The sequence below is a fragment of the Spirosoma radiotolerans genome (assembly GCF_000974425.1).
Lineage (GTDB): Bacteria > Bacteroidota > Bacteroidia > Cytophagales > Spirosomataceae > Spirosoma > Spirosoma radiotolerans.
Genome location: NZ_CP010429.1, coordinates 3,522,727 through 3,542,088 on the forward strand (window position 1 = coordinate 3,522,727; position 19,362 = coordinate 3,542,088).

The window sequence follows — 19,362 nt, forward strand, 5'->3', positions numbered from 1 at the left end:
TCTGGGCGGATATCCTTCCAGCGCTTGTCTTATTGCAATCCCTCTACCTTCACGTCAATCCGTCCTCTGGCATTGACAACCGCCAGCATGGCCGTTGGGGTTAAATAAACCTGATCGGGTTTTATTTCGTCAATATGCCCATTGATCGTGATCCCTTTGGCAATCTGGTTATTCTTCAGCCGCTCCTGCAATAATTTTTGCATATCGGCTAGTTGGGAGCCGACCGGTATTGTGAGTTGTTTTTCGAGCGTTCGGGCAAAGGGGCCTTTCAACAACCAGCTGGCTGATTGCTGCAACACGTTTCGAGTGTCCAGGTCATAGCGTAGGTCTTTCAGCGAAATGGTCTGCTGCTGAGGATCGTAGTAGGGCCGGCCGCTTAAGTAAATGTCGCCATTGATGGTTCCTTTTAAGCCAGCTTTGATAATGAGGTTATCATTCTGACCATACATATCCATGCTCGTAATCGTGATGGTGTACCGATTTTCGCTGAAGGAAAAGGACTTCCCGACAAACTCATCGGCGGCAAGTTTAGCCGCTTCCGGATACGTGGCCTCACTCAGTAGCCCAATCTGAAAATCATCTTTTACCTGCGCCACAACGACCAGATCGGGGAGTGATACGGCTGGCTTCACTTCCGGTTTAGCACCGGTTGTGGTGAGGGTAAATCCTTCAAAACCAATGGTAGACCGGATAACCCGCCCCTCAAAACGCAAGGGTGTAATGAGTATCCGTTTGGGTACTACCTGCAGGTAGGTCCGGTACTTTTCGGAGATCAAATAAGGCTCCCGGATTGTATTCCAGGCTTTTAACACGGGCGTTCGCAAGTCGATATTCTTACGCACCTGCTGATCCAGCGTTTTCGTGATGGTACCCAGGTTTTTGTCGATCATCCGGCCAACAATATTTGTGATCGGGATATTCAGCCCGACAATATTCACCGTTGGCCGACGCACCCAGCCGTACCCATCGGCTTCGGTATGCGTATTCACGGACCAGTCATGGTCCAGGTCGAACTTTGTTTTGAAACGCAGATCGATTTCAAACTCCGTTTCTTTGTACTGCGTAAAGCCGAGTACCGACACACCTGCTTTAACCCAGATCCGCAGCGGCACGGTGAAATGAAACAGGCTGTCCTGGGCATTGACCAGGATAGTACCCCGTTTCCAGACCTTTGTCATGAATTGATCACGGTTATTGTCGTCCAGGCTGTTATCCTCATAGATCAGTCCATTTACCTGTGCATTGATTTGCCGTTCAACATCGCCCAGCGCAATGGATACAGGGACATGCGCAGTTGACAAAAAGCGTTCATTTCGAACTTCCATTTCGGTGGTCGTATAAGCTTCTTTAGGTGCTCTGGTAGTCAGACGATTACCAGATGGATGTCCGCAACTTAACAGAAAAAAACTACAACACAGAAAAATGACGGATAAACATCGGGCCGCATAGCACCAGGCCAAACCCGTGACCTGCGAAAATACGGACCCGTGTTCCTTCTTATTTAAGGGTGACCTTGGTGGCACCATAGCCAAATTTCTGCTTTTGAGCGTCTTCAAAAAATTTAACATTCGGGTGTTGACCTAACCGTTTGTGAAGTTCGGTGCGCAGTGAACCACTGCCTACGCCATGAATGAACGTAATATCGCTCATGCCACTGGCAATGGCGTTTTCGAGCGTTTTTTCAAATGTATCCAGTTGAAGCTTCAGTAACTCGGCCGGATTGCGGTTACCCGCTCCTTTGGGCAGCAAATTCTCGATATGCAGATCAACTACCGATGTCGGCCGTTCAATGGATACGCTGTCTGGATCGGATTTAGGCTTCAGCATTTCGGCCTTTAAATCCTCGGCATGAATGATTGTTGGCTTTGGCTGGGCGGGCCGATTGCTGGCTGGTGCGGTTGGTTGCGGTAGATCACTCTCGGCATCCAGTTGCGTCAGGAAACCCGGTAGGTTGATTACAGGCGCGGTAGTTTTATTCTTGAAGAAAGTCGTTGCCCGTGCTTTAAACCGTTTGACCAGTGGCTGGCGCAACGACGATTTACCTGCTCTGAACCAAAGCCCCTGCACCACAAACGTCGGCCAGTTTTCGAAGCTGGCATGCGCATACAGATCGTTCATTTTTTGCTGCGATTTGGGTTTCAGGAGGCCACTGTGAAGCCCCCGGAACTGAACCCCTCCGCTAATACCCGCCGATTCCTCACCCAGCACATAGGCAAACTCCCAATCGGTATTGTTGATCAAGTGAAGCGTATACTCCCGATCATTGACGGGCATAAACGCCAGATAAATACCCTGATTCGACAGGATCGTCGGAGCTTTGGGCTCTGCTGTTTTTTGTGGAGCAAACGTACTGGTTCTGAGCAGACGGTCGGCTTCCAACGGTGAAACCGGAACCAGCTCCGAACGCATGACCGGAATCCGGAACCCGTCTTCAATTTCGATTTCAATCATATCGCCGGGTAAAAAACGCGATACGACACCCTGTTCTTTTGCCCGCAGTAACCGGACTTTATCCCCAATATTCATAACAGTCAATGGTCAGTGGTTTTACGTCAATAGTCGATCGGCCTTCCAGCCTTCAGCATCGTTGACTTGCCAAAAGTATAACGGATATAAACAAAAATCCCTTCCATAAATGGGTAAATCATTTGAAGAGAGAGGGCAGCCCGCCGTTTCCCAGCCTCATTATTCGGTAAGGTTTCGTGGTAAATCACTTGTGTCGAGGCCGTTATTATCTTTTAAGGCAACTCCAGTCAATTGCAGCCGGAAAGCGGCTTGAATTAAGTACATGAGCTTATCGACGGCCATTTCTGCCGATAAACCCTGTTCCCGAATGTTCGAGATACAGTTTCGGCGCTCATCTGTCAAGCCGGGCGTGGGCGCGTAGGTGATATAGGCGCCCATGCTATCGAATGAACTTAGCCCCGGACGTTCACCGATGAATATAATGGCCAGCCGAGGACGCAGAATTCCCCCAATTGCGTCGGTAATGGCCACCCGGCCCTGCTCAACCACCAGGAGTGGCGCCAGCGAATAACCCGCCTGCTGAACCCTGTTGACCAATAACTGAACCACCGGACCGGCATTTTTCATAATTGCCGTTGCCGATAACCCATCGGCAATGATAATACTGATGTCGGCGGGCGGACTATTAAGCTGTTGAAGGTACTCAACAGAACGGTCGTTGAGCAAGCGTCCGTAATCGGGTCGCTGCAGGTACATATCCCGATTTTCGGCCCGGCTTCGCAGGCTGTAAATGGGCAACTCAACACCGGCCAGAGACGCCTGTAAATCCGCTAAATCCAAGTGCGAATACACGGCATCTTTTGCGTGTGCATGCGCCAGTTTAAATTGAAGTGATTCGTTTAGTGGCACCGAAACACCGGTTCTCCCAAGCGCGATCCGGGCTCTGGTATATGCCTTCAGGGACTCCCATTCGTCGGCCTGTATGCCGTTTTTTTTCGGTTCGTTCATGCTGGAAGAAGGGCCGCGAATAACTGTTTTTGCGCACCGCCCGCCAAGCGATTTCCCATACCATCCATTATGCCCTGCCGAAGAAGCCACTCCTCAAATTCGGGTGCTGGTCGCAGGCCGAGCACCCGGCGAAGGTACAGGGCATCATGAAAGGAGGTCGACTGGTAGTTGAGCATGATGTCGTCGGCGCCGGGAATGCCCATGATGAAGGTAATACCGGCTACGCCCAGGAGCGTCAGCAGCGTATCCATATCGTCCTGATCGGCCTGCGCGTGGTTGGTGTAGCAGATATCCATACCCATGGGTAAGCCCATTAGTTTCCCGCAAAAGTGATCCTCAAGCCCCGCCCGAATGATCTGCTTCCCATCGAATAAGTACTCCGGGCCAATGAAGCCAACCACAGAGTTAACCAAAAAGGGATTAAACTGCCGGGCTACGGCATAGGCCCGGACCTCACACGTTTGCTGGTCAACCTGATGATGCCCTCCCGATGAGAGCGCACTCCCCTGCCCCGTTTCGAAATACATCAGGTTGGTGCCCATCGTACCCCGCTTCAGCGAGAGGCCCGCTTCGTGCGCTTCCTGCAGGAGCGATAAAGTGACGCCAAAACTGGCATTCGCTTTTTCGGTACCGGCAATGGACTGAAAAATAAGGTCGACGGGTACCCGCTGTTCAATCAACTGCAAGGTGGTCGTTACATGGCTCAGCACGCAGTTTTGGGTTGGCATATCGAACCGCTCGCGCAGATTGTCGAGCATGTACAAGAGTTGCGCCGTTGCCGCCGGGCTGTCTGTGGCGGGGTTAATCCCAATCATGGCATCGCCACTGCCATAGAGTAGTCCATCGATAATGCTGGCAGCTACCCCTTGGGCGTCGTCGGTTGGGTGATTCGGTTGCAAACGGACGGATAAGTGCCCCGGCAAGCCCTGCGTATTTCTGAATCGGGTGACGACTTCACATTTTTTAGCCACCAGGATCAAATCCTGATTCCGCATTAGTTTCGACACGGCAGAGACCATTTCGGGCATAAGTCCGGGCGCGATCTGGCGTAACAGAACGGTGCTGGCTTCGTCGCTCAGCAGCCAGTCGCGGAGGTCACCAACGGTAAAATGGCTAATTGATGAGAAGGCCTCCTTGTCGTGTGTATCTATGATCAGGCGCGTTACCTCGTCGCTTTCGTACGGAATAACGGCCTCGTTCAGAAAGGCAGTCAACGGTACATCGGCCAGCGCGATTTGGGCCGCTACTCGCTCTTCATAGCTCTCAGCGACTAATCCCGCCAGCGCATCGCCCGAACGCAGCGGAGTTGCTTTGGCCAACAGTTCCTTCAGGTCCTGAAAGCGGTACGTAAAGCTACCAATGGTGCAAGTATAGGCCATTCTGCGTTTGTGATTTATCGCTTTGGGAGACTTTTCGTTGTGCTGTATTACTCAGCCGGGCTCGCCATCATTTCCTGCTGCCAGACCTGTTTAACTTTTTTATACCTGCCCGATGCGTAAAACACGCCCGTGAGAACAACCAGCCCAATAAAGAATAGAAAGCTCAACCAGCTATAAAAGTAAATCATGGCAATGAGCGTCACAACCGCCAGCAACAACGCCAGCGCCGGAAAGTAAGGATACAACGGCGCTTTGAAGGATCGCGGTAAAGCAGGCTGGGTCTGCCGAAGCCGGAACAACGACAGCATACTGATGATGTAAACGACGACGGCCCCAATCGTGGACAAGATCACCAGCTTACTCGTATCAAACGAAAGCAGCGCGATAATGCCAAAGACAGCACCCGCCAGCAACGCCCAGACGGGGACTTTACGGGTTTTACTGACCGAAGCCAGTCCGTGAGGCAGATAGCCGCTACGGGCCAGCGCGAAGATCTGCCGGGAATAGCTGATGATAATGCCGTGAAACGACGCAATCAGACCAAATAGGCCAACACTGGCAAAGAATTTGGTCAGTGGATTCTGTCGGCCAAGCACAATGGCAATGGCTTCGGGCATTGGGTAATCGAGGTGGTCCAGGTTCTCCCAGTTTGTAATGCCGCCCACACTGATCATGACCGTAAGAGCCAGAAATGTCAGCGTCAATACCGCTGAAATATACCCTTTGGCGATGGTATTTTTGCCATCCTTCACTTCCTCGGCCACCATCGCGATGCCTTCCAGACAAACGAACAGCCAAATGGCAAATGGCAGGGCCGCAAAAACGCCTGACCAGCCAAACGGCATTGGGTTGTGGAGAAACGTATCGAAGCGGGTGTATGGATACACGACGCCAATAAAAAGCAGCAGTTCGCCGATGGCAATGATCGTCATCGCCAGGGAGAACCAGGCCGCTTCTTTTATGCCCAGCAAATTGATGAGCGTAAACACGACGAATGACCCAATGGAACACCAGACAACCGAAATGGCAGGATACAGAAAATGGACATAACTGCCCAGCGCCAGCGCAATGGCGGGTGTGGCAAACAAAAACTCGATCAGGGTGGCATACCCGGCCACTAACGCCCCCAGAGGTCCAAAGGCTTGCAGGGCGTAGGCAAACGGCCCACCCGCATTCGGAATGGCCGTTGTGAGTTCGGTGAAGCTAAAAATAAACGTAAAATAAAGCAGGGTAATAAACAAGGTAGCCAGCAACAGTCCTACGGTTCCAGCGACTCCCCAACCATAATTCCAGCCGAAGTATTCGCCGGAAATGACTAGTCCCACGCCAATGGCCCATAAATGAATTGGTGTCAATGCCTTCTTTAATGCAGTGGATTCTGTAGCCATCGAGGTTGCGCGTCGTAGTTGACTGGTAATCAGAAAAGGTCAATCCTCTAAAAGTAAAGACAAAAAGCGATCAGCCAATAAATAGCCGATCGCTTTTTGAAACTGATCTCCGACTGTATTATACAGCGTTACTCAATCTTCCCTACCATATCTTCCGGCTTTACCCACTCATTGAACTCCTCTTCCGTCAGGTAGCCAAGTTTGAGGGCCGTTTCTTTCAGGGTAGACCCGTTTTTGTGGGCCGTCTGAGCAATTTCAGCAGCTTTATAATAGCCGATCTTCGTATTTAGAGCGGTTACCAGCATCAGCGACGAATCGACGTGTTTTTTGATGTTCGCTTCGATGGGCTCAATGCCTTCAGCACACTTGTCGTTGAACGATACGCACACGTCGCCGATCAGCCGGGCCGAATGCAGGAAGTTGAAGATCATGACCGGCTTGAACACGTTCAGTTCGAAATGACCGCTCATACCGCCAATGTTAATGGCCACGTCGTTGCCCATTACCTGCGCGGCCACCATTGTCATGGCTTCGCTTTGGGTAGGGTTCACCTTACCCGGCATGATCGACGACCCCGGTTCATTGTCGGGAATGTGCAGTTCGCCGATACCCGCGCGCGGGCCGCTCGACAGCATGCGAATGTCATTACCAATTTTCATGAGGCTGGCGGCTACGGTTTTCAGCGCACCGTGAGCTTCCACAATGGCATCGTGAGCAGCCAGTGCTTCAAACTTATTTTCGGCCGTGATGAAGGGCAAACCCGTAACGCTGGCAATGTGCTTAGCCACGTTCTCAGAGTAATTCGGGGGCGTGTTGATGCCGGTTCCCACTGCGGTGCCACCCAGGGCCAGTTCGCTCAGGTGAGCCAGCGAATTGTTAATGGCGCGCAGACCATGATCGAGTTGCGAAACATAGCCCGAAAGCTCCTGCCCTACCGTTAGTGGCGTCGCATCCATGAAGTGCGTCCGACCGATTTTGACGATGTGCATGAACTGTTTCGACTTGGCAGCCAGCGTGTCGCGCAGTTTGGTGATGCCCGGAATCGTCACGTCGACCAGAATTTTATAGGCAGCAATGTGCATCGCCGTCGGAAACGTATCGTTCGATGACTGCGACTTGTTTACATCATCATTCGGGTGCAGAAACTTTTTCTCGTCGGCGAGTTGTCCACCATGCAGAACGTGCCCGCGATAGGCAATCACTTCGTTGACGTTCATGTTCGACTGCGTACCGGAACCGGTTTGCCACACGACGAGGGGAAATTGATCGTCCAGCTTTCCGTCCAGAATTTCGTCGCAGGCCTGCCCGATCAGGTCGCTCTTTTCCTGCGTCAATGTACCCGCGTCGAGGTTGGTCAGGGCGGCTGCTTTTTTCAGATAGGCAAACGCCCGGATAATTTCGCGGGGCATTTTATTGATGTCCTGAGCAATTTTAAAGTTCTCGATCGAGCGCTGGGTCTGGGCGCCCCAATAAACATTGGCCGGCACCTGTACCTGGCCCATCGTGTCTTTTTCGATACGGTATTCCATGAATAAAGAGTAAAAGAGTGTGAGAGTGAACGAGCGATTTAGATAGACGATGGGTTTCGCTCAGTCAATTTTCGCTCGTTCACTCGGTAATAGGACTGCAAAGGTAGAACTGAAAAACAATTCTCGCCTATCGTTTTGGGTTGAACTGAATTCTTACCTTTAGCCTACTGTTATCATTTAACAGGAATAAAACTATCAAATTACTATGCAAGTATCCATTCCTCAAATAATGACTGCTCTGGGGGGAGAATCAGTTGTAAAGCGACATGTAGAAAACACGTTTGACTTAATTGACTTGGTCAATGAAGGCTTGCCAATGCAATCAGTCAAGTTTTTACAAGACAGGCTTGGCTTTTCGAACCGTACAATGAGCCATTTATTAGCCATTTCTGAAAGTACCTATCAGCGTCGAATTAGGGCCAAGTCATCTTTAACTAAAGATGAAACCGAAAAAGCTATTTCCCTCTCAGAACTCTATGCCAAAGGGATTGATATTTTCGGTAGCTCAGAAAAATTCCACTATTGGTTAGACAATCCTAACTACGCGCTGGGAAATCGAAAACCTGTCGATTTACTGGACTCAACTATTGGACGCCAAGAGGCAATGGAAATCTTATTTCGCATCCAGTACGGTATTTATTCATAGACCATGCGATTATACCGTTTCTCGCCAACCGCTTTTGCAAACGATCTTAGCGGTACCGGTGGCCTCTACAGTGCTGGGCGATGGAATCGTAAAGGAACTAGAATTTTGTATACGTCAGACTGTGTCTCGCTCGCAAAACTTGAGCTACTGGCCAACTCGACAACATTACCGGATAACCTTATGTTAGTAACCCTTGAGGTTCCGGAGGATGCTACCTGTTTTAACGTTCCGCTAGGCACGCTCCCTACAAATTGGCGAACAATTCCATACCGTTCCGAATTGGCTATAATCGCGGAACAATGGCAGAAAGCAATGGCCTATTGGCTATTGCAAGTCCCATCCGTTCATTCCCCAACTGAGTTCAATTATCTTCTCAATCCTCTTCACCCCGAGCACGAAACACTTAAATTGATTAGTGTTGAACCACATTCGTTTGACCCAAGGCTGAAATAAGCTCAGGAGTAGTGGCCTATGCGATCTAAAATCGACTCAAAACAGTTAGTATTGACGAAAAGGCCAAAAGGACTTCAATATGCCTCCTTACAAACTACCCCAGAAAATAGCGGCTCGTCAGCACGAAATAACGGCTGATTTCCTCCATATCATTGACCGGCATCTGGCCGATATCGTCGATGGTCGCGTGCTGGATATGTACGAAATCCGGGACATTGCCGAGGAAATGCACATTCACCCGACGCACCTCAGCAATACCATCAAACTGACAACCGGTAAGGCGCCGTGCTTCTTTTTTGAAGAAAAGATCATGATCATTGCCCGAGCGATGTTACAGGACAACCGGCGCTCCATTGCTGACATTGCCACTACACTCACTTTCGACCCGTCAAACTTTACCAAGTTCTTTAAACGGTTTCAGGGAATGACGCCCAAGCAGTATCGGGAATCGGTTTTGCAGGAAGAATGGGCAAAAACTGAACTACTCACCATTTAATCTGAAGCTGTCACCATAACCCGACGGCCTCTAAGCCGCAATTTTGTGCCATCATACTTGAACACAATACGATGGCAACTGAAAACAAAATTGCATTAGTGACCGGCGGCAGCCGGGGTTTGGGCAAAAATATGGCCCTCCGTTTGGCACAAAAAGGCATTGGTGTCGTGCTGACGTATAACAGCAAACAGGAGGAAGCCCAATCAGTCGTGACTGAAATTGAGGCCCTTGGCCAAAAAGCGGTAGCCCTGCAACTCAATACCAGCGACGTCCGGAGCTTCGATGCGTTTTATGAGCAACTTAAAACCGCGCTGCAAGACACGTTCATGACAGATCGCTTCGACTTCCTGATCAATAATGCTGGTACGGCCGCGTATGCGTCGTTCGCCGATACCACCGAAGAGCAGTTTGACGAGATGGTGAACATCCACTTGAAGGGTATTTTCTTCCTGACTCAAAAAGCCCTGCCCCTACTCAACGACGGTGGCCGGATCATCAACATTTCAACAGGGCTGGCTCGCTTTGCTACGCCAGGCTATTCAGCCTACGCCAGCATGAAAGGGGGAGTCGAAGTCTTCACCCGATACCTGGCCAAAGAACTGGGCGCACGGGGAATCGCGGCCAACGTTGTAGCGCCCGGTGCCATCGAAACCGATTTTGGCGGAGGCCATGTGCGCGACAACGCCCAGATTAACAGCCAGCTGGCCTCGGTTACGGCACTGGGCCGTGTCGGTCTGCCGGATGATATCGGTGGAGTGGTTGCGTTTTTGTGCACCGAGGAAGCCCGGTGGATCAACGCGCAACGCATTGAGGTTTCGGGCGGCATGTTTTTGTAAAAATCGTCTTCCGTAAAAAGTATTGGTCCGAATAAAGGCGAGCAAGCATTTGTCAGGGTCTGTGTCCTCACAGACCTTTTTTTGTCAAGTAAGGCGTCTGGCTGGTGCACGCTTGTATTTCCGTGAACGATTCGTCAGTTTTACAGGATAAGCCCTTAACCAGATTACTCATGGATCAACGAATTATCAATCTCTTTGACGAATACACGCACAAGCCGCTGAAACGAGACGATTTCCTGAAACGACTGGCGCAGCTAACAGGCAGTATGGCCACGGCATTAACCGTTTTACCGCTTCTGGAAGTCAACTATGCGCATGCCGAAACAGTAGCCCAACAGGACGACCGGATCAAAACCGAATCGGTGACATTTCCCGGTTCGGACACGACCATGAAAGGGTACCTGGCCCGACCCGCAGCGGCTGGAAAGTACCCTTCCGTTGTAGTCATTCACGAAAATCGGGGTTTGAACCCGCATATTGAAGACATAACCCGCCGACTGGCGCTGGCCGGTTTTCTGGCCCTGGCCCCTGACGCCCTTTCGTCCTCAGGCGGCACACCAGCCGATGAAACGCAGATGCGTGAACTGTTTGGCAAACTGGATCCTCAGAAAACCCGTGAGAATTTTGAGAAAGCCCTCGATTATCTCAAAACACGTCCTGAAAGCACGGGTAAAGTAGGATGCGTAGGTTTCTGCTGGGGCGGAGCCATGGCCAATCAGCTCGCCGTTCACTATCCTGACCTGAAAGCCGCGGTTCCTTTCTATGGCCGCCAGCCCGATGCCGCCGATGTGCCCAAGATAAAAGCAGCCGTACAGCTCCATTATGGTGGTCTGGATGAGCGTATCAATGCCGGCATTCCAGCTTACGAGGAGGCCCTCAAGAAAGCAGGCGTCCCCTACGAATTGTACGTGTACGAAGGCGCTCAACATGCCTTTAACAACGATACAGCACCCACGCGTTATAATGAAGCCGCTGCCAAACTGGCCTGGGAGCGGACAACGAAATTTTTAAAAGCGAAACTGGCTTAGTACTTCTGCAGCCACTCCATAAGAACCAAGTACAATTCGGTAGGCACCTGTCTTATCTATCAGTTGCCTCTTCAGCTTCTGTGTGCTGATTGACCACTGATCAGGAAAAGTGTAGGTAGCTACAAATTGAATAGCGAGCCGGACTTAATGACGACACCAGCCAGATAGAATTAAACAGATGAAACTTTCGGCTTAAGGTCGCTTACCCCATAATTTTTTGGCTGTATTTTCCAGAAATAATAACTAAAAAGTTGGCAATACTGGAAAAATAAAAAACTACTATGGGTTACTTTCTTTCTTGCAGCGTATTAACAACGTAGAAATCTACTAACCACTTCAATTTCACCAACGACATGGCAAAATCTGCTTTTTTCTTTCTGTCAATGATGGCTTTAGCCACGGCTTGTTCCAGCTCAAAAACAGAATCAACCACATCGACAACTGCTGTATCGGACAGCACATCCATGATGAGCGATTCAACACAAACGATGACCGACTCTACATCGACAATGACGAGCGACACAACCAAGAAAGACTCCATCAAGTAGTCTTCTTTCGTACCCGTATAATGACAAAGACCCTCATCACTAAGGGTCTTTGTCATTATACGGGTACGAAAGAAGTTATTTTTTTAGAAGAGCAGCCGCTTTCTCATCGACTAGCCAGACCAGTTCACCATCGGCAGGCTTGATCACCTGCGACGGATATTTATCCGGATTATAGTTTCCTTCAAGTACTTCTTTCAGTGGTTCCGCTTTTTTAGGACCGGCGACTAAAAACGCAACACAGGAAGCCCGATTCACAACGGGTGCCGTGAGTGTCAATCGGTACATGTCCTGTTGAGTCAGAAAATAAGCGTTGGTCCAGGCAGTTGTTTCATGTACGACCTCAGTGCCTGGGAACAACGAAAGTGTATGCCCATCGTCGCCCATGCCTAGCAGGACAAGGTCGAAAGTAGGTCCGGTATCGCCGAAATATTCATGTAGAATTCGATCATAATCGGCGGCAGCAGCTTCGGGCTCGAGATCCGTTCGCCAGACGTGTATCTGCTCTTCGGGGGTGTAAACGTGCCCTAGCAGGGTATCATAAGCCATACCTGCATTGCTTTGCTCATCGTCGATGGGCACATAGCGCTCATCGCCCCAGAAAACATGAAGTTGAAGCCACGGGATCTGATCAACGTAAGGGGCCTTTGCCAATAACTCATGCAACGCTTTAGGCGTACTTCCCCCCGACAGGGCAATCGTGAAACGATCCTGAGTTTTGAGAACCTCCTTAATGCGTTTGGTAATAAAGTCAGCAGCGGCTTTGGCCAGATCTGCCGGGTTCTTTTTGATAATGAGTTGCATAACAGACAGTTCAGCTCTCGCTCCCAACACTGAGCGAGTGGTTGTTAAACAAAATCTTCGCGCATGGGCGTAAACACATCGACCAGCACACCAGCCTCTTCACAAACGGCTCCGTGCCAGACGTTTGGTGGAATGTAATAGGCGTCTCCTGCCCGCACAATTCGCGTTTCATCTCCAATCGAGATGGTAAACACACCACTGTCCACGTAGCTCATCTGGGTGTGTACATGGCTGTGCGCTGCACCAATCCCTCCCGCTTCAAACGCCACTTTGACCATCATCAGGTTAGCATCGTAGGTCATGATTTTACGCTTCACGCCCTCGGCTACCGTTTCCCACGGTAAGCGTTGGTCATCGACAAACAGAGTAGCGAGTTGGGACATGGTTTACGGTACTTGGTTTGTGGTATTCGGTTTGTGGTTTCTCCGTGGCCTGTGTCCTCACGGGCCACTCATGCGTCAGCCTGCTTACCTACCGGACAGGTAGCCCGTGGAGACACGGGCCACGGAGAGGTTGGGGCCTATGCTGTGGTTTGTCGTTTACGGTTGTTTACAGTTGACTTTCTCCGTGGCTTGTGTTCTCACGAGCCACACATGCGTCAGCCAACCGTAAACCACAAACCATCAACGTCTATTTCATCATCCACTGAAAACCATCTTTCTCGACCAGTTGCTGAGCCGCGTCGGGCCCCCAGGAACCGGGTTCATAATTTGGGAAATCGACAGTGTCGGATTCCCAGGCTTCCAGAATTGGGGTAACCACTTTCCAGGCGGCTTCAACCTGATCGGCCCGCATGAATAGCGTAGCATCACCGGTCATGACATCCAGTAAAAGTGTTTCGTAGGCTTCCGGCTCCTGTTCTTTGTAGGCTTCCTTGTAGCTGAACACCATTTCTACGGGGTCGATAGCGAGGGTTTGCCCTGGCCGCTTGGCCTGGAACCGCAGCCGAATGTCCATAGCCGGTTGAATCCCGATCGTCAATTGGTTCGAAGACCAATTTTCGGTGGCTTCATCAGGGAAAGCGTAGTTGGGAGCCGGTTTGAACTGGATATTGATAACCGTTGCTTTTTCGGGAAGCGACTTGCCAGTGCGCAGGTAAAACGGCACATCTTCCCACCGCCAGTTGTCGACAAATAATTTGACAGCGGCAAACGTTTCGGTTTTTGAATCGGGCTGAACGCCTTCCTCCTCGCGGTAGCCGGGAATAGCTTTGCCGTTTTTCTGACCAGGGCCATACTGTCCGCGAACGGCCACATCCTTCACTTGTTCGGGCTTGATCCGGCGGATGGCGTTCAACACATCCACTTTTTTGTTACGAACCTCGTTAGCATCGAACGATATAGGGGCTTCGGTAGCCACCATACAGAGCATCTGAAGCAGGTGATTCTGAATCATATCGCGCAGGGCACCAGATCCTTCATAATAGCCGCCCCGTCCTTCGAGACCTACCGTCTCCGAAGCAGTAATTTGTACATATTCAACATAACGCCGGTTCCAGATTGGCTCAAATAGCGAGTTGGCAAAGCGGAGGGCCAGAATATTTTGCACCGTTTCTTTCCCTAAATAGTGGTCGATCCGATAAATCTGCTCTTCGGCAAAGAGGCCACCCAACAGGGCATTCAGTTCCTGCGCCGTTTTGAGGTCATGCCCGAATGGTTTTTCAACGACAATTCGAACACGCGATTTATCACAACAGAGTTCGAGTTTACCCAGGTTGGTTGCAATACCGGGCACCAGTTGGGGCGCTACCGCCAGATAAAAAACAATATTGGCCGGGCCGCCCCATTCGCCTTCTTTTGCGGCTACAAAGTCACTAAGTTTCGAGTACGCACCCGCATCGCCCGCATCCATTTGCAGGTACGAGATGGCCGTTGAAAACGACTTCCACGTAGCCTCCAGGTCGTCTTTTCGGCGGGAGAACGATTGTACTCCTTCCAGGAGCCGCTCCCGAAACGACTCGTCAGTATACTCGCTCCTACCCAATCCAACCACGGCAAATTGGTCCGATAAGTAGTTATCAAGATACAAGTTGTACAGGGCGGGGGTCAATTTACGGAGATTCAAATCTCCGCTGCCACCAAAGATAAATAAGATCGTTGCCGATGGGCGCTGATTAGTAGCTGGAATCATAGTCGATTGTATTGACGGGCTGCAAATTACCGCCAGTCTGTTTTCCGAACAAGTTTACTCAGTTAAGGTTTCATCTTAGCACATGATTCTGCTACTTTTGGCTGTTGTTTTAATTCCTACTGTTTACATATGAAAATTGCCATAGGCTCCGATCACGCTGGTTTCCGCTACAAAGAAGCGATCAGACAATTCCTCACCGGTCTGGGACACGAGGTTATTGATAAGGGCACGTATGCCGAAACACCCTCGGTCGATTACCCACTTTTCATTCGGCCCGTTGCCGAAGCCGTTGCTGCGGGCGCAGTGGAGCGGGGGGTTGTGCTGGGCGGTTCAGGCAACGGAGAAGCGATCATGGCCAACCGCATCAAAGGCGTGCGCTGCGGCCTGTGCTGGAACGAAGAGTCGGCTCGTTTGTGCCGCCAGCATAACGACGCCAATGTTATATCAATCGGCGAACGGATGATGAGCGAAGAAACAGCCCTCAACCTGGTTAAAATCTGGCTCGACACACCCTTTGAAGGTGGTCGGCACCTGGCCCGCATTCAGGAGCTTGACCAGTAATTGATTCGACCATGCTCATACTCTGGAACTACCTGAAACCGTATCGCTGGCTGGCGGTGCTGGCATTAGCCCTGGCAGGTATTGCTCAGATATTGGCCTTGGTCGACCCCATTATTTTTGGCAAGCTTATCGATCAGTATGCAACCAATCCCGGCAAAAAAACCGATTCAGAGAAGATCAACGGGGTGTTGTTCCTGCTGGGAATCGCCGTTGGGGTGGCTGTTCTGTCCAACATAACCAAGGCCTTTCAGGAATATACCACGCGGCTGGTTGTTCAGAAATTTGGCACCGATATTTTTAACGATGGGCTGAAACAAACCCTTCGACTCTCCTATCAGGAGTTTGGCGATCAGAGCAGTGGAGCTACGCTATCCATTCTGCAAAAAGTCCGTACCGACACCGAGAAGTTCATTAATGCCTTCGTGAACATCCTGTTTTCGTCGCTGGTCGGCATTGGATTTCTTATTTGGTATGCCGTCACGAAACACTGGGCGCTCGTTCCGGTGTTTCTGATCGGCGTGTTGCTACTAGGTGGGCTGACAGGTTTGCTCAGTACCCAGATTAAGACTACGCAACGGTCGATCAACCGCGAAACGGCGTTGTTATCGGGCGTCATTACCGAGTCACTCCGCAATATCGAACTGATCAAAAGCCTGGGGCTAACGTTTCCGGAAATCAGACGATTGAAAATCCAGACCGGGCGAATCTTCGATCTGGAAATGTTTAAGGTAAAACGGGTTCGGTTGCTCTCGTTCTGGCAAAGTACAACCCTGAATATCCTCAAACAATCTGTCTTGTTCACGCTGCTCTGGCTTATTTTCCGCCATGTGTTGAGCACTGGCGAGTTGATTTCCATGCAGTTTATTTCGGTCGCCATTTTCAACCCGCTCCAGGAGTTGGGCAATATCATTCTGGCGTATCGCGAAGCCGAAGCGGGCTTGCATAGTTTCGACAAACTGATGCAGAAACCCATCGAACGAAATCCGGAATCCCCCGTCGTCGTCGGGCCATTGGAGCGATTGCGCTTCGACGACGTCGTGTTTCGCCACAATGGCGCTGCTCAGAATGCAATCGATGGCGTTTCCTTCGAAGCTAAACTAGGTGATACCATTGCCTTTGTCGGGCCGTCCGGGTCCGGGAAGTCTACAATGGTTAAGCTGCTGGTTGGGCTTTACCGGCCCGTTGGTGGGGAAATCTATTACAATGACATTTCCACTAAAGACATCCGGTTTAATCCGATGCGTCGGCAAATCGGCTTTGTTACGCAGGATACGCACCTGTTTGCTGGCACCATCCGCGAAAATCTACTCTTTGTCAAGCCCGATGCAACTGAAGCTGAAATGCTCGATGCGCTCGATAAAGCGGCCTGCGATCACCTGCTGGCTCGCTCGGCCAACGGGCTCGACACACAAATTGGCGAGGGAGGCCTCAAAATGTCGGGGGGCGAAAAACAGCGGTTATCCATTGCTCGGGCGCTGGTCCGGCATCCACGCCTGCTGATTTTCGATGAAGCCACGTCGGCGCTCGATTCGCTGACTGAAGAAGAAATTACCGATACGGTTCGGAGTGTGTCGGCTCTGAATGAGCAGATCACCATCCTGATTGCTCACCGGCTGTCGACCATCCTGCACGCCAATACCATCTTTGTGCTGGAGAAGGGCAAAATTGTTGAAATGGGCAGTCACGATGCATTGGTTGCCCAAAAAGGCCTATATTATGCCATGTGGCGGCAGCAAATCGGTGAGCGCCGAACAAGCCTGACGTCAATTGGCCAGTAATTCCTGCGTAGTTTAGCAGCATAGAGCATTGACACGAAACCGGCTCGGGTTGCCGGTGATGCCAGCGTCATCGGGGCACGGCTTTTGCCAATACCGTATAGGAGTTTCTTTATGAACAAGCGTGGTCGGCAGGTCAGCTATTTTTTGTCCAGCCAATATTTTTCTGATGGGTTACGCATAACGCTGTCCATTCTGCTGCCTTCTTTACTGCTTGCTCAGTTCGGACAGCTCCAGGCAGGCATGGCTATGTCGCTGGGAGCCTTGAATGTAAGCCTGAGCGATGCTCCCGGTCCGGTTATGCACCGACGCAACGGAATGGCTATCAGTGCCTTGATCAGTTTCTCCGTAACGTTCATAACGGGTTTCGCCCGAATGCACCCTTACGTGTTAGGCCTTGAGATCTTGCTGTTCAGTTTTTTCTTTTCCATGTTTGCCATCTACGGCAGCCGCGCTACGTCTGTCGGGACGGCGGCCTTGCTCATTATGATCCTGATGATCGACCGGCCACTCGATGCGCGGGGTGTCGTACATGAGAGTACGTTAGTGCTGGCCGGCAGCGTCTGGTACAGTACCATCAGTTTGATAGCATCCCGGCTGCAACCCTACCGGCTGGCGCAGCAGGCACTGGGTCAATGTATTCATGAGATCGCCAAACTGATGGCTATCAAAGCGGACTTTTACGATACCAGCACCCAACTGGACGACAATTACCGCCGGTTGATTGCCCAGCAGGTCGATGTGAGCGAAAAACAGGATGCCGTGCGGGAAGTGCTGTTTAAAAGTCGACGTATTGTTACGGAATCCACGCGAACCGGCCGGTTGTTGCTCCTGACGTTTGTGGACGTAGTCGATCTGTACGAGCAAATCATCGCGATGTATTATGATTATTCTGACATTCGCGAACGATTCGGGAAGTCGGGGGTGCTGGATGAGATTTCCCGCTCCATTCGGCGGTTGTCGGTAGAACTTGACCACATCGGCTTAGCCATCCAGTTACCGGTACCATTCCATAGGCCCGTAAATAACATGGCTGATCTGGAGAACCTGAAACGCAGCATCGACGTCATCAGCGATCAGGATGGCAGTACATTAGTCCTCAAAAAAGTGCTGGTCAGCTTACGAACGATCAGCCAGCGGGTCAGTACATTACAAAAAAACCTGGCATCTACTAAACTGAATCCGGTCGACAACGAGGCTATGGAATATGGCCGGTTTGTGTCTCATCAGGAAATCGACCTGAAGTCGTTTCTGGACAATCTGACGCTCAGTTCGTTAACGTTCCGCTATTCGATACGAGTAGCCATAGCCATGCTGCTGGGATTTATCATCACCAAGCTCCTGCCTTACGGGCACCATAGTTACTGGGTGCTGCTGACGATTTCGGTGATCCTGAAACCCGCGTTTAGCCTGACCAAGCAACGAAATATTCAACGCATCAGCGGCACACTGGCCGGGGGCATTCTTGGTGTGCTTGTGTTAACCTATTTCCCCAACAAAAACGTACAGTTTGGCTTTATGGTCCTGTTTATGCTGGGTACCTACAGCGCCCAGCGTATCAACTACATCGTTATGGTAATTTGCGTAACGCCCTTTGTGCTGATCCTCTTTAGCTTTCTGGGCGTTAGCTATTTAGGCGTTGCCGAAGAGCGTTTTTTCGATACATTGCTGGGGGGCGTTATTGCTTTGGTAGCCGGGTATGCGTTTTTCCCACAATGGGAGTCCGATCAGTTAATCAAACCCATGAAAGCCATTCTGCACGCTAACATTCGGTATTTACAGCTTCTGCTCGATAGTCTTTCGGGTGGAAAAATTGATTTGGTCGAGTACAAGCTGGCCCGAAAAGAAGTGTACGTAACCTCGGCGAACTTGTCGGCAGCTTTCGAACGGATGCTGTCTGAACCGAAACATAAACAGCGAAATGAGAAACTTATTTACGAATTTGTTGTCCTGAATCACATTCTGTCGGCAAACATCGCCACGATCACGTCTGCTCAACTGACGGCCCAGCCTATGGTTTATCCAACCTCATTGGTACGACCGGTCAAACGGGCTCTCTTTACGTTGACGGAAAGCCTCCGTCGGTTAGGGGCAACAGCCGAAAAACCGGTTCAGGATACCACAGGAGTTACATCCGTTTCTTTACCAGTTGCAGACAATCCAGCTGACCCACTCTTGAGTGATCAGCTAGCGTTTATTCAACAGGTCAGCAGTGATATCGGGAAACTGGTGGAGCGGGTAGACAAATAAAAAAGTCCCCAATAGATTGACTATGGGGACTTTCTCGGCTTGTTGTAAGTAAAACGGTGTTAGCGCTC

At 50.7% G+C, this 19,362-nt stretch carries 18 protein-coding genes; 8 read left to right on the forward strand and 10 right to left on the reverse strand.

The window, feature by feature from the left end; genetic code table 11:
• Positions 1-29: 29 nt before the first annotated feature.
• The 6 genes from SD10_RS14365 to fumC form a co-directional block, all read right to left on the reverse strand.
• Positions 30-1,325, reverse strand: coding sequence for a DUF4403 family protein (locus SD10_RS14365; RefSeq protein ID WP_046574532.1), 1,296 nt, complete (start codon positions 1,323-1,325; stop codon positions 30-32).
• Positions 1,326-1,497: 172 nt separating this feature from the next.
• On the reverse strand, positions 1,498-2,526 hold the full coding sequence (locus SD10_RS14370; RefSeq protein WP_046574534.1) for a Smr/MutS family protein: 1,029 nt from the start codon (positions 2,524-2,526) through the stop codon (positions 1,498-1,500).
• A 159-nt stretch (positions 2,527-2,685) separates the two neighbouring features.
• Complete coding sequence (eutC, locus tag SD10_RS14375) at positions 2,686-3,474, reverse strand: ethanolamine ammonia-lyase subunit EutC (protein WP_046574536.1); 789 nt, start codon at positions 3,472-3,474, stop codon at positions 2,686-2,688.
• The gene (locus SD10_RS14380) at positions 3,471-4,853 is read right to left on the reverse strand and encodes an ethanolamine ammonia-lyase subunit EutB (protein ID WP_046574538.1); all 1,383 of its coding nucleotides are present in this window, start codon (positions 4,851-4,853) and stop codon (positions 3,471-3,473) included. The genes eutC and SD10_RS14380 overlap by 4 nt, the downstream gene beginning before the upstream one ends.
• 47 nt (positions 4,854-4,900) lie before the next feature.
• Entirely contained in the window at positions 4,901-6,241 is a 1,341-nt protein-coding gene (eat, locus tag SD10_RS14385; RefSeq protein WP_046574540.1) for an ethanolamine permease, read from the reverse strand.
• A 128-nt stretch (positions 6,242-6,369) separates the two neighbouring features.
• On the reverse strand, positions 6,370-7,770 hold the full coding sequence (fumC, locus tag SD10_RS14390) for a class II fumarate hydratase (protein WP_046574542.1): 1,401 nt from the start codon (positions 7,768-7,770) through the stop codon (positions 6,370-6,372).
• 205 nt (positions 7,771-7,975) lie between these two features.
• Between fumC and parS the strand changes: the two genes are divergently transcribed.
• The 5 genes from parS (at position 7,976) to SD10_RS14410 (ending at position 11,229) form a co-directional block, all read left to right on the forward strand.
• The gene (gene parS, locus SD10_RS14395) at positions 7,976-8,416 is read left to right on the forward strand and encodes a type II RES/Xre toxin-antitoxin system antitoxin (RefSeq protein ID WP_046574544.1); all 441 of its coding nucleotides are present in this window, start codon (positions 7,976-7,978) and stop codon (positions 8,414-8,416) included.
• 3 nt (positions 8,417-8,419) lie between these two features.
• Positions 8,420-8,869: an RES family NAD+ phosphorylase gene (locus SD10_RS29140; RefSeq protein ID WP_082111601.1), complete on the forward strand. Its 450-nt coding sequence runs from the start codon at positions 8,420-8,422 to the stop codon at positions 8,867-8,869.
• Between the two features lie 79 nt (positions 8,870-8,948).
• Positions 8,949-9,365: a helix-turn-helix domain-containing protein gene (locus SD10_RS14400; protein WP_046574546.1), complete on the forward strand. Its 417-nt coding sequence runs from the start codon at positions 8,949-8,951 to the stop codon at positions 9,363-9,365.
• A gap of 71 nt (positions 9,366-9,436) precedes the next feature.
• Positions 9,437-10,201, forward strand: a complete 765-nt coding sequence (locus SD10_RS14405) for an SDR family oxidoreductase (protein ID WP_046574547.1) — start codon at positions 9,437-9,439, stop codon at positions 10,199-10,201.
• Between the two features lie 170 nt (positions 10,202-10,371).
• Entirely contained in the window at positions 10,372-11,229 is an 858-nt protein-coding gene (locus tag SD10_RS14410) for a dienelactone hydrolase family protein (protein WP_046574548.1), read from the forward strand.
• Between the two features lie 286 nt (positions 11,230-11,515).
• Here SD10_RS14410 and SD10_RS14415 read toward each other — a convergent pair whose 3' ends face one another.
• From SD10_RS14415 to zwf, 4 genes are all read right to left on the reverse strand, one after another.
• Positions 11,516-11,833 carry a hypothetical protein gene (locus SD10_RS14415; protein WP_227698974.1) on the reverse strand — a complete coding sequence of 106 codons (318 nt, stop codon included), beginning with the start codon at positions 11,831-11,833 and terminating at the stop codon, positions 11,516-11,518.
• A gap of 19 nt (positions 11,834-11,852) precedes the next feature.
• On the reverse strand, positions 11,853-12,578 hold the full coding sequence (gene pgl / locus SD10_RS14420) for a 6-phosphogluconolactonase (protein WP_046574550.1): 726 nt from the start codon (positions 12,576-12,578) through the stop codon (positions 11,853-11,855).
• Between the two features lie 44 nt (positions 12,579-12,622).
• Entirely contained in the window at positions 12,623-12,961 is a 339-nt protein-coding gene (locus tag SD10_RS14425) for a cupin domain-containing protein (RefSeq protein ID WP_046574551.1), read from the reverse strand.
• A gap of 247 nt (positions 12,962-13,208) precedes the next feature.
• On the reverse strand, positions 13,209-14,708 hold the full coding sequence (gene zwf / locus SD10_RS14430; RefSeq protein WP_046574553.1) for a glucose-6-phosphate dehydrogenase: 1,500 nt from the start codon (positions 14,706-14,708) through the stop codon (positions 13,209-13,211).
• A 129-nt stretch (positions 14,709-14,837) separates the two neighbouring features.
• Here zwf and rpiB point away from each other — a divergent pair, with 129 nt between their 5' ends.
• From rpiB to SD10_RS14445, 3 genes are all read left to right on the forward strand, one after another.
• On the forward strand, positions 14,838-15,269 hold the full coding sequence (gene rpiB / locus SD10_RS14435; protein ID WP_046574555.1) for a ribose 5-phosphate isomerase B: 432 nt from the start codon (positions 14,838-14,840) through the stop codon (positions 15,267-15,269).
• Positions 15,270-15,280: 11 nt separating this feature from the next.
• Positions 15,281-17,047 carry an ABC transporter ATP-binding protein gene (locus SD10_RS14440; RefSeq protein ID WP_046574557.1) on the forward strand — a complete coding sequence of 589 codons (1,767 nt, stop codon included), beginning with the start codon at positions 15,281-15,283 and terminating at the stop codon, positions 17,045-17,047.
• Positions 17,048-17,158: 111 nt separating this feature from the next.
• Positions 17,159-19,294, forward strand: a complete 2,136-nt coding sequence (locus tag SD10_RS14445; protein ID WP_046574559.1) for an FUSC family protein — start codon at positions 17,159-17,161, stop codon at positions 19,292-19,294.
• Positions 19,295-19,362 lie beyond the last annotated feature (68 nt).

Coding starts and splice junctions, on each gene's coding strand:
- SD10_RS14380 (WP_046574538.1), bottom strand. CDS start 4,853: ATGGCCTATACTTGCACCATTGGTAGCTTTACGTACCGCTTTCAGGAC.
- SD10_RS14415 (WP_227698974.1), bottom strand. CDS start 11,833: ATGACAAAGACCCTTAGTGATGAGGGTCTTTGTCATTATACGGGTACG.
- eat (WP_046574540.1), bottom strand. CDS start 6,241: ATGGCTACAGAATCCACTGCATTAAAGAAGGCATTGACACCAATTCAT.
- SD10_RS14445 (WP_046574559.1), top strand. CDS start 17,159: ATGAACAAGCGTGGTCGGCAGGTCAGCTATTTTTTGTCCAGCCAATAT.
- eutC (WP_046574536.1), bottom strand. CDS start 3,474: ATGAACGAACCGAAAAAAAACGGCATACAGGCCGACGAATGGGAGTCC.
- zwf (WP_046574553.1), bottom strand. CDS start 14,708: ATGATTCCAGCTACTAATCAGCGCCCATCGGCAACGATCTTATTTATC.
- SD10_RS14410 (WP_046574548.1), top strand. CDS start 10,372: ATGGATCAACGAATTATCAATCTCTTTGACGAATACACGCACAAGCCG.
- parS (WP_046574544.1), top strand. CDS start 7,976: ATGCAAGTATCCATTCCTCAAATAATGACTGCTCTGGGGGGAGAATCA.
- rpiB (WP_046574555.1), top strand. CDS start 14,838: ATGAAAATTGCCATAGGCTCCGATCACGCTGGTTTCCGCTACAAAGAA.
- fumC (WP_046574542.1), bottom strand. CDS start 7,770: ATGGAATACCGTATCGAAAAAGACACGATGGGCCAGGTACAGGTGCCG.
- SD10_RS14365 (WP_046574532.1), bottom strand. CDS start 1,325: ATGGAAGTTCGAAATGAACGCTTTTTGTCAACTGCGCATGTCCCTGTA.
- pgl (WP_046574550.1), bottom strand. CDS start 12,578: ATGCAACTCATTATCAAAAAGAACCCGGCAGATCTGGCCAAAGCCGCT.
- SD10_RS14400 (WP_046574546.1), top strand. CDS start 8,949: ATGCCTCCTTACAAACTACCCCAGAAAATAGCGGCTCGTCAGCACGAA.
- SD10_RS14405 (WP_046574547.1), top strand. CDS start 9,437: ATGGCAACTGAAAACAAAATTGCATTAGTGACCGGCGGCAGCCGGGGT.
- SD10_RS29140 (WP_082111601.1), top strand. CDS start 8,420: ATGCGATTATACCGTTTCTCGCCAACCGCTTTTGCAAACGATCTTAGC.
- SD10_RS14425 (WP_046574551.1), bottom strand. CDS start 12,961: ATGTCCCAACTCGCTACTCTGTTTGTCGATGACCAACGCTTACCGTGG.
- SD10_RS14440 (WP_046574557.1), top strand. CDS start 15,281: ATGCTCATACTCTGGAACTACCTGAAACCGTATCGCTGGCTGGCGGTG.
- SD10_RS14370 (WP_046574534.1), bottom strand. CDS start 2,526: ATGAATATTGGGGATAAAGTCCGGTTACTGCGGGCAAAAGAACAGGGT.